Annotated in this window: 14 protein-coding genes and 1 tRNA gene; 7 read left to right on the forward strand and 8 right to left on the reverse strand. The window is 70.0% G+C overall.

Translation table 11 applies throughout. The features are described from left to right. Positions 1–11: 11 nt before the first annotated feature. Positions 12–290 (reverse strand): hypothetical protein, encoded by a 279-nt coding sequence (locus ACWGDX_RS28200; RefSeq protein ID WP_453629969.1) that lies wholly within the window; start codon positions 288–290, stop codon positions 12–14. A gap of 180 nt (positions 291–470) precedes the next feature. Here ACWGDX_RS28200 and ACWGDX_RS28205 point away from each other — a divergent pair. After that, positions 471–544: transfer RNA gene (locus ACWGDX_RS28205), tRNA-Met, on the forward strand. Positions 545–677: 133 nt separating this feature from the next. Here ACWGDX_RS28205 and ACWGDX_RS28210 read toward each other — a convergent pair. Next, positions 678–1094 carry a Fur family transcriptional regulator gene (locus tag ACWGDX_RS28210; RefSeq protein ID WP_453629971.1) on the reverse strand — a complete coding sequence of 139 codons (417 nt, stop codon included), beginning with the start codon at positions 1092–1094 and terminating at the stop codon, positions 678–680. A gap of 127 nt (positions 1095–1221) precedes the next feature. Between ACWGDX_RS28210 and ACWGDX_RS28215 the strand changes: the two genes are divergently transcribed. Further along, on the forward strand, positions 1222–2691 hold the full coding sequence (locus ACWGDX_RS28215) for a catalase (RefSeq protein WP_453629972.1): 1470 nt from the start codon (positions 1222–1224) through the stop codon (positions 2689–2691). A gap of 104 nt (positions 2692–2795) precedes the next feature. On the opposite strand, the gene ACWGDX_RS28220 is transcribed toward ACWGDX_RS28215, so the two are convergent. Both ACWGDX_RS28220 and hisN read right to left on the reverse strand, forming a co-directional pair. Then, positions 2796–3197, reverse strand: coding sequence for a CBS domain-containing protein (locus ACWGDX_RS28220; protein ID WP_363079684.1), 402 nt, complete (start codon positions 3195–3197; stop codon positions 2796–2798). 263 nt (positions 3198–3460) lie between these two features. After that, positions 3461–4261: a histidinol-phosphatase gene (gene hisN / locus ACWGDX_RS28225; protein WP_363079683.1), complete on the reverse strand. Its 801-nt coding sequence runs from the start codon at positions 4259–4261 to the stop codon at positions 3461–3463. Positions 4262–4410: 149 nt separating this feature from the next. On the opposite strand from hisN, the gene ACWGDX_RS28230 reads away from it, so the two are divergent. Further along, a complete protein-coding gene (locus ACWGDX_RS28230) occupies positions 4411–5097 on the forward strand; it encodes a TetR/AcrR family transcriptional regulator (protein WP_453629975.1) in 687 nt (228 codons plus the stop codon). Here the strand turns inward: ACWGDX_RS28230 and ACWGDX_RS28235 are convergent. The 4 genes from ACWGDX_RS28235 to ACWGDX_RS28250 all read right to left on the reverse strand — a co-directional run bounded on the left by ACWGDX_RS28235 (position 5063) and on the right by ACWGDX_RS28250 (position 8664). Beyond that, positions 5063–5386, reverse strand: a complete 324-nt coding sequence (locus ACWGDX_RS28235; protein WP_453629977.1) for a DMT family transporter — start codon at positions 5384–5386, stop codon at positions 5063–5065. The genes ACWGDX_RS28230 and ACWGDX_RS28235 overlap by 35 nt on opposite strands. Before the next feature lie 82 nt (positions 5387–5468). Continuing rightward, positions 5469–6479 (reverse strand): ribosome small subunit-dependent GTPase A, encoded by a 1011-nt coding sequence (gene rsgA, locus ACWGDX_RS28240; RefSeq protein WP_453629979.1) that lies wholly within the window; start codon positions 6477–6479, stop codon positions 5469–5471. Positions 6480–6483: 4 nt separating this feature from the next. Then, a complete protein-coding gene (aroA, locus tag ACWGDX_RS28245) occupies positions 6484–7845 on the reverse strand; it encodes a 3-phosphoshikimate 1-carboxyvinyltransferase (protein ID WP_453629981.1) in 1362 nt (453 codons plus the stop codon). A 96-nt stretch (positions 7846–7941) separates the two neighbouring features. Continuing rightward, positions 7942–8664, reverse strand: coding sequence for a M50 family metallopeptidase (locus ACWGDX_RS28250; RefSeq protein ID WP_453629983.1), 723 nt, complete (start codon positions 8662–8664; stop codon positions 7942–7944). A gap of 49 nt (positions 8665–8713) precedes the next feature. Between ACWGDX_RS28250 and ACWGDX_RS28255 the strand changes: the two genes are divergently transcribed. From ACWGDX_RS28255 to rsrA, 4 genes are all read left to right on the forward strand, one after another. Further along, positions 8714–9529, forward strand: coding sequence for an SOS response-associated peptidase (locus ACWGDX_RS28255; RefSeq protein WP_453629985.1), 816 nt, complete (start codon positions 8714–8716; stop codon positions 9527–9529). Positions 9530–9697: 168 nt separating this feature from the next. Continuing rightward, positions 9698–10411 (forward strand): alpha/beta hydrolase family protein, encoded by a 714-nt coding sequence (locus ACWGDX_RS28260; RefSeq protein WP_453629987.1) that lies wholly within the window; start codon positions 9698–9700, stop codon positions 10409–10411. A gap of 299 nt (positions 10412–10710) precedes the next feature. Beyond that, on the forward strand, positions 10711–11370 hold the full coding sequence (locus tag ACWGDX_RS28265; RefSeq protein WP_363079676.1) for a sigma-70 family RNA polymerase sigma factor: 660 nt from the start codon (positions 10711–10713) through the stop codon (positions 11368–11370). Continuing rightward, positions 11367–11690 carry a mycothiol system anti-sigma-R factor gene (gene rsrA, locus ACWGDX_RS28270; protein WP_363079675.1) on the forward strand — a complete coding sequence of 108 codons (324 nt, stop codon included), beginning with the start codon at positions 11367–11369 and terminating at the stop codon, positions 11688–11690. The genes ACWGDX_RS28265 and rsrA overlap by 4 nt, the downstream gene beginning before the upstream one ends. Positions 11691–11942 lie beyond the last annotated feature (252 nt).

Raw genomic sequence — 11942 nt, forward strand, 5'->3', positions numbered from 1 at the left:
GGTGTCGGTGATCAACGGTCCCAGCGCACCGGTGTCACATCGGTCTTGGCGTTACGGTCGGACAGACCGCCCAGGAGGCCGCCCAACAGAGGCAGACCGCCCAGAAGCCCGGTGACGGGTGCCAGCTGGCCGCCGGCGGGGGGCTGCGCCGCGGCCGGTGCCTTGCCGCTCACGATCGGGGCGGGGTCGACGGGGGCGGCCCAGCAGACCGGTGTCGCGGCCGCGGCCGCGATCCCGACGGCTGCGGTGACGGTCACGGCGGACCGCACGAACTTGCTGGACGGTGGCATGGGATTCCTCCGGGGGCAAGGTGATGACGCGGTTGTCCCGGGCCTAACGAAGAAGCCGGCCGGGAGGAAACGGCGTACCGGACCATCGAGCGCCGCCGTCCCACGTCCGTCCCACGTCCGGGGCCCGTCCGAAGGGATTTGCACCGCTCGGCGGGCGTGACGTAGTGTTGCGTTTAACGACGCGGGGTGGAGCAGCTCGGTAGCTCGCTGGGCTCATAACCCAGAGGTCGCAGGTTCAAATCCTGTCCCCGCTACTGATAGATCCGAGGCCCGGAACTCGAAAGAGTTCCGGGCCTCGGGTGTTTAGCCTTCGAGTGTTTCGCCTTCGGATGTTTCGCCTCAGGTGTTTCTCACGGTGAGGCGGGGCAGGGCGGGCGCGTGGCGCGGTCAGGCGGACGCGCAATCCGGGCAGGTGCCCCGGTAGGTCACCTCGACATCCGAGATCGTGAAGCCGAAGCGCTCCCCGTCCGGCAGATCCGCCAGCGGATCGCCCGTGGGATGGACATCGCGGATGGCTCCGCACCGGGCGCAGACGAGATGCTGATGGGGCCGGTGCGCGTTCGGGTCGTACCGCTTGGCGCGGCGGTCCGTGGAGACCTCGATCACCTCACCGAGCGTGACCATCTCGCCCAGGGTGTTGTAGACCGTGGCCCGGGAGATCTCCGGCAGCCGGGCGACGGCACGCGCGTGCACCTCGTCGGCCGTCAGATGCACATGCTCCCCGTCGAGGACCTCAGCCACAACACGCCGCTGGGCCGTCATACGCCAGCCTCGTCCGCGAAGTCGTTCCAACAGGTCACTCATGACAGCCAGTCTAACATTGAGGGGAGCCAGGTCCGGTATCTGTATGACTTTGGATGGCTGCTTGACTTAGACAAAGTCCATTGTAGGATCGGTCACGAAAGCCGCCCAGGCACAGGACCGGTGGCGAATGACGCAGGAGGCGCACGTGACGCAGGGACCGCTCACTACGGAGGCCGGGGCTCCGGTCGCCGACAACCAGAACAGCGAGAGCGCGGGCGCCGGTGGTCCCGTGCTGGTCCAGGACCAGGCGCTGCTGGAGAAGCTCGCCCACTTCAACCGTGAGCGCATTCCGGAGCGCATCGTGCACGCGCGGGGCGCCGGCGCGTACGGCACGTTCACGCTGACCCGCGATGTCTCGCGGTGGACGCGCGCCAAGTTCCTGTCCGAGGTCGGCAAGCGGACCGAGACGTTTCTGCGCTTCTCCACCGTCGCGGGCAACCTCGGCTCCGCCGACGCGGTACGCGACCCGCGTGGTTTCGCGCTGAAGTTCTACACCGAAGAGGGCAACTACGACCTCGTCGGCAACAACACCCCGGTGTTCTTCATCAAGGACGCCATCAAGTTCCCCGACTTCATCCACACCCAGAAGCGCGACCCGTACACGGGCTCGCAGGAGGCGGACAACGTCTGGGACTTCTGGGGGTTGTCGCCCGAGTCCACCCACCAGGTGACCTGGCTCTTCGGTGACCGCGGCATCCCGGCGACGCTGCGCCACATGAACGGGTACGGCTCGCACACGTACCAGTGGAACAACGAGGCCGGCGAGGTCTTCTGGGTCAAGTACCACTTCAAGACCGACCAGGGCATCAGGAACCTGACCTCGGCCGAGGCCGCGGTGCTCGCGGGCGAGGACGCGGACTCGCACCAGCGTGATCTGCGCGAGTCCATCGAGCGCGGTGACTTCCCGTCCTGGACGGTGCAGGTGCAGATCATGCCGGCGGACGAGGCGGCGGCCTACCGCTTCAACCCGTTCGACCTGACCAAGGTCTGGCCGCACGAGGACTACCCGCCGATCGAGATCGGCAAGCTGGAGCTCAACCGCAACCCGGAGAACATCTTCGCGGAGGTCGAGCAGTCGATCTTCTCGCCGGCCCACTTCGTGCCGGGCATCGGTCCCTCCCCGGACAAGATGCTCCAGGGCCGTCTCTTCGCGTACGGCGACGCCCACCGCTACCGCGTCGGCATCAACGCCGACCATCTGCCGGTGAACCGTCCCCACGCCACCGAGGCGCGCACCAACAGCCGGGACGGGGCTCTGTACGACGGCCGCCACAAGGGCGCCAAGAACTACGAGCCGAACAGCTTCGGCGGCCCGTTCCAGACGGACCGGCCGCTCTGGCAGCCGGTCGCGGTCGGCGGTGCCACGGGCAACCACGAGGCCCCGCGCCACGCCGAGGACAACGACTTCGTACAGGCGGGCAATCTCTACCGGCTGCTGTCCGAGGACGAGAAGGGCCGGCTGATCGAGAACCTCGCCGGATTCATCTCCAAGGTCTCGCGCGACGACATCGCCGAGCGCGCGGTGAACAACTTCCGCCAGGCGGACGGTGACTTCGGCAAGCGACTGGAAACCGCGGTCCAGGCCCTGCGCGGCTGACAGCCTCGCCGAGACGGAAGGGGCCGGTTCCCTCGGGATCCGGCCCCTTTTGCCGTGCCCCCGGGCGGGGGCGGGCCCCGGGCGGAGGCGGGGCCGGGCGGGCGTCAGCCGGTCAGCACCGCCGCCTCGCGCCGGGCCGGCGCCCAGCAGCGGATGATGTCCCGTACGGAGACGATGCCGACCGGCTCCCGGTCGTTGAGCACGATGAGATGGCGGAATCCGCCGCACGTCATGGCGGCCGCGGCTTCCTCCAGCGTCCAGGCGGGTGCGGCGAAGACGACATCGGTGGTGGTGTGGGTGCAGGCGGTCTCGGCGTCGGGGCTCTGGCCCGCACCGAGCGAGTTCAGGATGTCGCGCTCGGTGAGAATCCCGATGCCGCAGTGATCGGGATCGAGGACGACGGCGGCGCCGACGCGGCGTGCCGACATCAGCCGGGCCGCCTGGCGGAGCGTATGCGTGGGCCCGATGGTCAGGACCACCGAACTCATGGCGTCACGGACGAGCATGGGGTGAAGACACCTCCTTGGTAAACCGTCCCGTGCGAACCCTCCAATGAGAAACGATTCACAAGTTCACAAGCGGGGGGACTTTCAGAGTGACACTCCTTGGCCGGAGCAACAAGGGGGCGCGTGGAGTGCGAGGGGTGCGCGGCGGGGCAGCCGGGCGCCGTCCGCCGCCCGGCCGAGGGAGTGTGGTCAGGGGAGTGTGGTGCGGTTCGCGCCTCCGGCGCGGGCGCCGGGTCGCCAGTACCGCTGGTCAGTACCGAATGTCAGTACCGCTGGTTCAGATAGCCGAGCAGTTCCTCGTGGAGGATGCCGTTCGAGGCCGCCGCGTTGCCGCTGTGCGGGCCCACGCGGCCGTCCAGGCCCGTGAAGCTGCCGCCCGCCTCCTGGACGACGATCGTGGTCGCCGCCATGTCCCACAGGGACAGCTCCGGCTCCGCGCAGATGTCCACGGAGCCTTCCGCGACCATCATGTACGGCCAGAAGTCGCCGTAGCCCCGGGTGCGCCAGCAGGCGCGGGTCAGATCGAGGAAGCCGTCCAGCCGGCCCTGCTCCTCCCAGCCGGTCAGCGAGGAGTACGCGAACGACGCGTCCCGGATGCGCGAGACCTTCGAGACCCGCAGCCGGGTCGCGGAGGAGAGGCTGCGGCCCGTGTACGCGCCGCCGCCCTTCGCCGCCCACCACCGCCGGCCCAGCGCGGGCGCCGACACCACGCCGACGACCGGCTCGTAGCCGCCCTCGGCGGCCACCATCAGTGAGATCAGCGTCGCCCAGACCGGCACCCCGCGGACATAGTTCTTCGTGCCGTCGATGGGGTCGATGACCCAGCGGCGCGGGCCGGTGCCCTCGATGCCGTACTCCTCGCCCAGGATCGCGTCGCGTGGCCGGGCCCGCTGGAGATGGCCGCGGATCAGCTCCTCGGCCGATTTGTCGGCCTCGGTCACCGGGGTCATGTCCGGTTTGGTCTCGACCTTGAGGTCCAGGGCCTTGAAGCGGTCCATCGTCGCGGCGTCGGCGGCGTCCGCGAGGACATGGGCGAGACGCAGATCATCGTGGTAGTCGGACATGGTCACAGTATCCACCGAGGGGAAGATCCGGCCACGGGGCCCGTACCGGCAAGAAGCCGCCAATGGACGGCGGCCGTCGCCGCTGGTCTTGACAGCCGACGACGGCCCGTCAACTCTGAGCGCAGAGCCGCACGGCCCCGGAGGCGACGATGCCTACTGCGCGTGAAGCCCTGCTCGACGCCGGTCTCTCGGCACTCGCCCGGCTGCCCTGGTCCGCGGTCAGGATGGTCGATGTGGCCTCGGCCGCCGGGCTCTCCCGGCAGACCCTCTACAACGAGTTCGGCAGCAAGGACGGACTGGCCCGCGCGCTCGTGCGGCGCGAGGTCGACCTCTATCTGCGCGGTGTGGAACGGCAGTTGAGCGAGCGGAAGGACACCGTGGACCGGCTGGTGGCCGTCGCGGAGTGGACCGTCGCCGAGGCGCGGGCGCGGCCTCTGCTGCGCGCGCTGCTGACGGGTTGCTGGGGGCAGTGGCTGCCCGCGCCCGCCCCCGTACGGATCAGCGCCCCGCCCTCCGGTGTCCCGGCGCAGCGCCGCGCCGACGCGGGGCCGCCCGCGACGGGCGATCTGGTCGCGCTGGTACGGGACAGATCCGTGGCGGCGCTGGAACGGCACCGTACGGAACCGGGCCACCCGGACCGCGGCCGTACGGATCACTCCCGGACCGGCGCCGGCCGGGCCGAGTTGCTCTACCGCTGTGAGCTGGCCCTGCGGCTGGCGCTCGCCCATCTCGTCGCGCCCGGTGGGGAGTCCGTGGCACTGCTGGTCCGTACCGCCGTCACCGCGTCGCTGCCCGCGCCCCTCAGTGCGCCGAGCCCGAGAGCTGGAGCCCGATGACTCCGATGATGACCAGGGAGATCGAGACGAGTTTCAGTACGGAGACCACATCGCCGAGGAAGATCATCCCGTAGATCGCGGTACCGGCCGCGCCGATGCCCGTCCAGACCGCGTAGGCGGGACCGACGTCCAGTTTCTTCAGCGAGAGCGTCAGCAGACCGAAGCTGCCGAGTGCGAAGGCGGCGAACGCGACGGTCGGCCAGAGCCTGGTGAAGCCGTGGGAGAGCTTGAGGCAGACGGCGAACCCCGTCTCCAGGATTCCGGCGACGACAACCAGCAGCCACGCCATAGAGGCCTCCCCGTATCAGTGACTGCCCGGTCCCGACGGATTATGCCCTTACCAGCGCTACGGGATCGCAAACGTGTGCGCGTCAGTCCCCTTCGCGCCGCTCACGCGTGGCGAGAAGCCGCCGCAGGGAGTAGAGCCTGGCCGGATCGGCGTGTCCCTCGGCCACCCACGCGTCGAGCGCGCACTCCGGCTCGTCATGCCCGCACGCCCGCGGGCAGCCCTCCGTACCGGGCACCAGATCGGGGAAGGCGAGGATGACCCGGGACGGATCGACATGGTGCAGTCCGAAGGAACGGATGCCTGGGGTGTCGATCACCCAGCCGTCCGCCTTCTCCAGCGGCAGGGCCAGCGCCGAGGTCGTGGTGTGCCGGCCCCGGCCCGTGACCGCGTTGACCAGGCCGGTGGTCCGCCGCCGGTCGTCCGGCACCAGGGCGTTGACCAGTGTCGTCTTGCCGACGCCCGAGTGGCCGACGAAGGCGGTGACCCGGCCGTCGAGATACTCGCGTACGAGATCGGCGGCGTATCCGCTCGCCAACTCGTCGCGCCGGGTGACGACATGGCGGATACCGAGCGCGCGATAGGTCTCCAACAGCTCGTCGGGCGGGGCCAGATCGGACTTCGTCAGCACGAGCAGCGGTTCCAGCCCCCCGTCGTACGCGGCGACCAGACAGCGGTCGATCAGCCGGGGACGCGGCTCGGGGTCGGCGAGCGCGGTGACGACGGCCAACTGGTCGGCGTTGGCGACGACCACGCGCTCGTACGGATCGTCGTCGTCCGCCGTGCGCCGCAGCACGGAGTGGCGCTTCTCGATCCGTACGATCCGCGCCAGGGTGTCCTTCTTGCCCGACAGATCTCCGACCAGACCGACCTGATCCCCCACCACGGCCGCCTTGCGGCCCAGTTCGCGTGCCTTCATCGCCAGGACCACCCGGTCCTCGACGAGACAGGTGATCCGGCCGCGGTCCACGGTCAGGACCATGCCCTCCGAGGCGTTCTCGTGCTTGGGCCTGATGTGCGTACGCGGCCGGTTGCCCTTGGGGTTGGGGCGGGAGCGGATGTCGTCCTCGTCGGGGTTCTTGCCGTAGCGCCGCATCGCGTCAGGCTCCCGCTCCCGCCAGCATGTCGGTCCACATCCGCGGGAAGTCGGGCAGGGTCTTGGCGGTCGTGCCCACGTTCTCGATCTGTACTCCTTCGACGGCGAGGCCGATGATCGAGCCCGCCGTGGCCATCCGGTGGTCGTCGTAGGTGTGGAACACCCCGCCGTGCAGCGGGCGCGGGCGGATGTGCAGCCCGTCCGCCGTCTCGGTGACATCGCCCCCGAGTTCGTTGATCTCCTTGGTGAGCGCGGCCAGCCGGTCCGTCTCATGGAGCCGCAGATGCGCGACGCCGCGCAGGGTGGAGGGCGAGTCGGCGAGCGCGGCGACGGCGGCGATACCGGGTGTCAGTTCGCCGACCTCGCTCAGATCGACGTCGATGCCATGGATCGTGCCCGTGCCCCGGAAGGTGAGGCTGGAGCCCTCCGCCGTCATCACGTACTCGCAGGAGCCACCCATCTCGGTGAAGATCGCCCGCAGCGCGTCACCCGGCTGAGTGGTCCGCTCCGGCCAGTCGGGGACGGTGACCCGGCCCCCGGTGACGAGTGCGGCGGCGAGGAACGGCTGGGCGTTGGAGAGATCCGGTTCCACGGTCAGATCGCGGCCGAGCAGCGCGCTGGGGGAGACGCGCCAGACATTGGGCTCACCGCCGGTCTCGGGCTCGGCGACCTGGGCACCGACCGCGCGGAGCATGTCGACGGTCATCCGGATGTGCGGCATGGACGGCAGGACGGCACCCACATGCCGTACCTCCACGCCCTGGTTGAAGCGCGCGCCCGAGAGCAGCAGCGCGGAGACGAACTGGGAGGACGCGGAGGCGTCGATCTCCACCGGCCCGCCGTCCAGCGCGCCGCCGCCGTGCACGGTCAGCGGGAGCGCGCCACGGCTGTCGTCGTCGATACGGGCGCCGAGGGCGCGCAGGGCGTGGATGACACTGTGCAGCGGACGTTCGTAGGAGCGGGGATCGCCGTCGAAGCGGATGGGCCCGTCGGCGAGCGTCGCCACGGGCGGCAGGAAGCGCATCACCGTGCCGGCGTTGCCGACGTCGACGGTCGCCGGGCCGTGCAGCCCGGAGGGGATCACCCGCCACGCCTCACCGCCCGGCGCGGGGACGCCCGCGGCGGTGGAGCTGGACGAGAGGCCCTCCTCGATACCGACACCCATGGCACGCAGGGCGTCGGCCATCAGCAGGGTGTCGCGGGAGCGCAGCGGGCGGCGGAGCCAGCCCGGTTCGGCGGCCAGTGCGGCGAGGACCAGAGCGCGGTTGGTGACCGACTTCGATCCGGGCACGGTGACCGTCGCTTCGACGGCCCCGCGTGCGTAGGGGGCGGGCCAGAGGGCGGGCTGCACGGAGCTTTCGGTCATGGCCATCACTTTAGTGGTTCGTAACCGAAGCCGATCCTGAACAAAAGTGTCGAAACCAGGGCGTAACGAGAAGGTGATAGCAGGTGTACAGGGCGCTTACAGGCCCAGTAGCCAGCGCCCGCCGCCGATGAGTGAACAGACCGAGACGGCGTGGAAGAGGAACAGCCAGAGCGCCGGTGGTACATGCGTAAGCCGTCCGAGCTGGTCGGCGTCCGAATCCCCGGCTCCGCCGCGCCGGCGCTTGGACTGGAGCTCGAACGCCGGGCGTACGCCCCCCAGGAGCAGAAACCAGACAGCCGTGTACGCGAACGCCGACTGGACGACGGGTTCGGTCAGCCAGGAGATCAACAGGAACGCGGCACCGGTGAGGATCACGGTGAGCGCTCCGTACGCGTTGCGGATCATCACCAGCATCGCGATCAGCAGGGCCGTCGCCAGCCAGAGCAGCAGCGTGATGTGGTGTGCGGAGAGCAGCCAGGCACCGCCGAGACCGAGCAGCGGTGGCGCGGTGTATCCCGCGGCGGCGGTGAGGATCATGCCGAGGCCGGTGGGCCTGCCGCGGCTGACCGTCAGACCCGAGGTGTCCGAGTGCAGCCGGATGCCGTCGAGCCGGCGTCCGGTGACCAGGGCTATGAGCCCGTGACCGCCCTCGTGCGCGATGGTGATCGCGTTCCGGGAGAGCCGCCAGAGCGGACGCGGTACGACGGCTATGAGCGCGAGGGCACCGGTCAGGGCCACCAGCCAGTCGTCCGGCGCGGGCTGGGTGCCGAAGACGCGGTCCCACAGGTCGGCGAGCGAGGTCGAGTCGAAACTGGCCATTTCTCGGGCGGCTCCTCAACTGGGTTTGCGTCGTGGCAGTGTTGCATTTATGTGTGGACGGTATGCGGCGAGCCGGAGCCCGGAAGACCTTCAGGGGCTCTTCGGTGTGGAGAAGCGGGAACCCGAGGAGAGCCTCGCTCCCGACTGGAACGTGGCTCCTACGAAGGAGGTCTACGCGGTTCTGGAGCGTCCGGTGAAGGACGCCCCCGAACCCGGCCCGGTTCGCCAGCTGCGCAGACTGAGGTGGGGACTCGTGCCGTCCTGGGCGAAGACGCCCGAGGGCGGGGCGCGGATGATCAACGCGCGCGCGGAGACCGTGCACGAGAAGCCGTCGTTCCGCAGGCCCTTTCTCGCGCGGCGCTGCGTCCTGCCGGCCGACGGCTACTACGAGTGGGTCACCGGCTCCGACGAGCGTCAGCTCGAAGAGCAGGGCAAGAAGAAGCGCCCGCGCAAGCAGCCGTACTTCGTGACCCCCGCCGACGGCTCGGTGATGGCCCTGGCCGGGCTCTACGAGTTCTGGCGCGACCGCACCCTGGCGGACGACCATCCGCAGGCCTGGTGGGCGACCTGTTCGGTGATCACGACCGAGGCGGAGAAGACACCCCTGGCGGTCGCTCCCGCCACGGGGCCGGGCTCGCTGGCGGAGATCCACCCCCGGATGCCGCTGATGCTGGCACCGGAGCGCTGGGACGCCTGGCTGGACCCGGCCCGTACGGACCCCGACGAGCTGCGGGAGCTGCTCGAACCGCCGCCCGCCGGGCTGATGAGGGCGTACGCCGTCGCGACGGCCGTCAGCAATGTCCGCAACAACGGGCCCGAGCTGCTGGAGGAACTGGCGGCGCCGGAGGAGAGCACGCTCTTCTGACGCTGACGCTGACGCTGACGCTGACGCTGACGCTGACGCTGACGCTGACGCTGACGCCGCGGCGAGGGCGGTGCGACGGCGGTCGGGGGCGGTGCGACGGCGGTCGGGGTAGGCCGGTACGGGCCGTCCTCGGCGGCGCCGCCCCGGCTCGCACGGCAGGATGAGCCTGTGACGAGCGAGCCTGGAGACACCACCGCGTACGCGCCCGAGCGGGAGAGCGTCGGGACGCCGGCCGGGGACGCCCGTATCACCTGGTACGCGGCGAAGCGGCCCCGGCTCGTGCTCGCCGTCGGCCATGGCGCCGGCGGCGGGATCGAGGCGCGCGACCTCCAGGCCCTCGCCGCCGCGCTGCCCCCGCTGGGCGTCACCGTCGCCCTGGTGGAGCAGCCGTGGCGGGTCGCCGGCCGCCGGCTGGCGCCCGCGCCCAAGACCCTCGACACCGGCTGGCGGGCGCTCTGGCCCGCGCTGGAGAAGCCGGGACTGCCCGTTGTCGCGGGCGGGCGCAGCGCCGGGGCGCGCGTGGCCTGCCGTACGGCGCGTGAGCTGGGCGCGCGCTCGGTACTTGCGCTGAGCTTTCCGCTGCACCCGCCGGGCAGACCGGAGAAGTCGCGGGCCGCCGAGCTGCTGGGGACGGGCGTGCCGACGCTGGTCGTGCAGGGCGGGAACGACGCGTTCGGAAAGCCGGACGAGTTCCCGGGGGGCGCGTACGACTTTCTGGAGGTGCCGTACGGCGATCATGGCTTCGCCGTACCGAAAAGGGCGCCGCTGTCCCAGGAGGAGGCCCTGAGGATCCTCACCGAGGGGGTCGCGCGCCGGCTCACCGAACAGGACGGCACCGAACAGGACGGCCGCGGCGGCGGGGAGGCGGCAAAGAAGCGGTAAAGGACGGCCGCGGAAAAGACGGCCGCGACCGTGCGGCACAAGGGAATGCCGGGGGCGGGATCGCTGTTGTGGGGTGTGTAAGGACACAGGAGCATGGAGAGGGAGTCCGTCGTATGGGTTCGACCATCTGCCCGCGTCGCTCAGACGCCGCTGACCTGGAGTGGACGGTGCTTTCGGCGGCGAAGGCCGCTCCCGTCCGTACGGCGGGCGGAGCGGACCGACAGGCCCCGTCGCAGCAAGGTCGACTATTCTCCGATTCGAGTGGGTCCGCATTCGGTCCCACCACAGCGTTGGAGGAGGTGGGTCCGGTCACAGGGACCGACGCAGGGACCGACGACGGCGGCATCCGTGAGACCAGTACCGAGCGCAATGCCCGTTTCGAGCGGGATGCCCTGGGTTTCCTGGACCAGATGTACTCGGCCGCGCTGCGCATGACGCGCAATCCGGCCGACGCCGAGGACCTCGTACAGGAGACCTACGCCAAGGCGTACGCCTCCTTCCACCAGTTCCGTGAGGGGACCAACCTCAAGGCGTGGATGTACCGCATCCTCACCAACACCTTCATCAACTCGTACCGCAAGAAGCAGCGCGAGCCCCAGCGCAGTGCCGCGGAGGAGATCGAGGACTGGCAGCTCGCGCGCGCCGAGTCGCATATGTCGACCGGACTGCGCTCGGCCGAGTCGCAGGCGCTCGACCACCTTCCCGACTCCGATGTGAAGGCCGCGCTCCAGGCGATTCCCGAGGAGTTCCGCATCGCGGTGTATCTCGCCGATGTCGAGGGCTTTGCCTACAAGGAGATCGCGGACATCATGGGAACACCCATTGGTACGGTCATGTCACGACTGCACCGTGGCCGCCGTCAGCTGCGCGGCATGCTGGAGGATTACGCCCGTGACCGCGGGCTCGTCCCGGCGGGTGTCGGGGAGTCGTCGGACGATCGGAAAGGTTCGGACTCATGAGCTGCGGAGAGCCGCATGAGACGGATTGCGCCGAGGTTCTCGACCACCTCTACGAGTTCCTCGACCATGAGATGCCGGACAGCGACTGCACCAAGTTCGAGGTGCACTTCGAGGAGTGCTCCCCGTGCCTGGAGAAGTACGGCCTTGAGCAGGCCGTGAAGAAGCTGGTCAAACGGTGCTGCGGACAGGACGACGTGCCGAGCGATCTGCGGGCCAAGGTCATGGGACGGATCGACCTGATCAGGTCCGGTCAGGCCGTGCCGGACCAGGACGTGCCCACGCGTACGGGCGCGGATCTGCCGGGCGCCGCCGCCGAGTAGCCCCGCCCGCGCCGGCCCAGTAGCGCCGGCCGAGCCCGCCCGCGCCGGCCCGAGCGGTCCCGTCCCGCCCCGCGCGGGACACCGGTAACCCCCGGGAACATGTGCTGGACGCGCCTCTCTGTGCGCACGGACTCGTCTGTGCGCATGGAACGAACTGGTGTATGCGAATAGCACACAAGAACGTGGTGGTGTCGCCCCGATAGCGGCTGTTGTCACCCAAAGGTGCTAATCAGCTCTCTCCAGCCGCCCCTC

It is taken from the genome of Streptomyces sp. NPDC055025, from assembly GCF_053608565.1.

Excerpts from the sequence above, each read along its gene's own strand:
- ACWGDX_RS28210 (WP_453629971.1), bottom strand. The coding sequence starts at position 1,094 with ATGAGTGACCTGTTGGAACGACTTCGCGGACGAGGCTGGCGTATGACG.
- ACWGDX_RS28230 (WP_453629975.1), top strand. The coding sequence starts at position 4,411 with ATGCCTACTGCGCGTGAAGCCCTGCTCGACGCCGGTCTCTCGGCACTC.
- rsrA (WP_363079675.1), top strand. The coding sequence starts at position 11,367 with ATGAGCTGCGGAGAGCCGCATGAGACGGATTGCGCCGAGGTTCTCGAC.
- ACWGDX_RS28200 (WP_453629969.1), bottom strand. The coding sequence starts at position 290 with ATGCCACCGTCCAGCAAGTTCGTGCGGTCCGCCGTGACCGTCACCGCA.
- ACWGDX_RS28235 (WP_453629977.1), bottom strand. The coding sequence starts at position 5,386 with ATGGCGTGGCTGCTGGTTGTCGTCGCCGGAATCCTGGAGACGGGGTTC.
- rsgA (WP_453629979.1), bottom strand. The coding sequence starts at position 6,479 with ATGCGGCGCTACGGCAAGAACCCCGACGAGGACGACATCCGCTCCCGC.
- hisN (WP_363079683.1), bottom strand. The coding sequence starts at position 4,261 with ATGTCCGACTACCACGATGATCTGCGTCTCGCCCATGTCCTCGCGGAC.
- ACWGDX_RS28215 (WP_453629972.1), top strand. The coding sequence starts at position 1,222 with ATGACGCAGGAGGCGCACGTGACGCAGGGACCGCTCACTACGGAGGCC.
- ACWGDX_RS28250 (WP_453629983.1), bottom strand. The coding sequence starts at position 8,664 with ATGGCCAGTTTCGACTCGACCTCGCTCGCCGACCTGTGGGACCGCGTC.
- ACWGDX_RS28255 (WP_453629985.1), top strand. The coding sequence starts at position 8,714 with ATGTGTGGACGGTATGCGGCGAGCCGGAGCCCGGAAGACCTTCAGGGG.
- ACWGDX_RS28220 (WP_363079684.1), bottom strand. The coding sequence starts at position 3,197 with ATGCTCGTCCGTGACGCCATGAGTTCGGTGGTCCTGACCATCGGGCCC.
- aroA (WP_453629981.1), bottom strand. The coding sequence starts at position 7,845 with ATGACCGAAAGCTCCGTGCAGCCCGCCCTCTGGCCCGCCCCCTACGCA.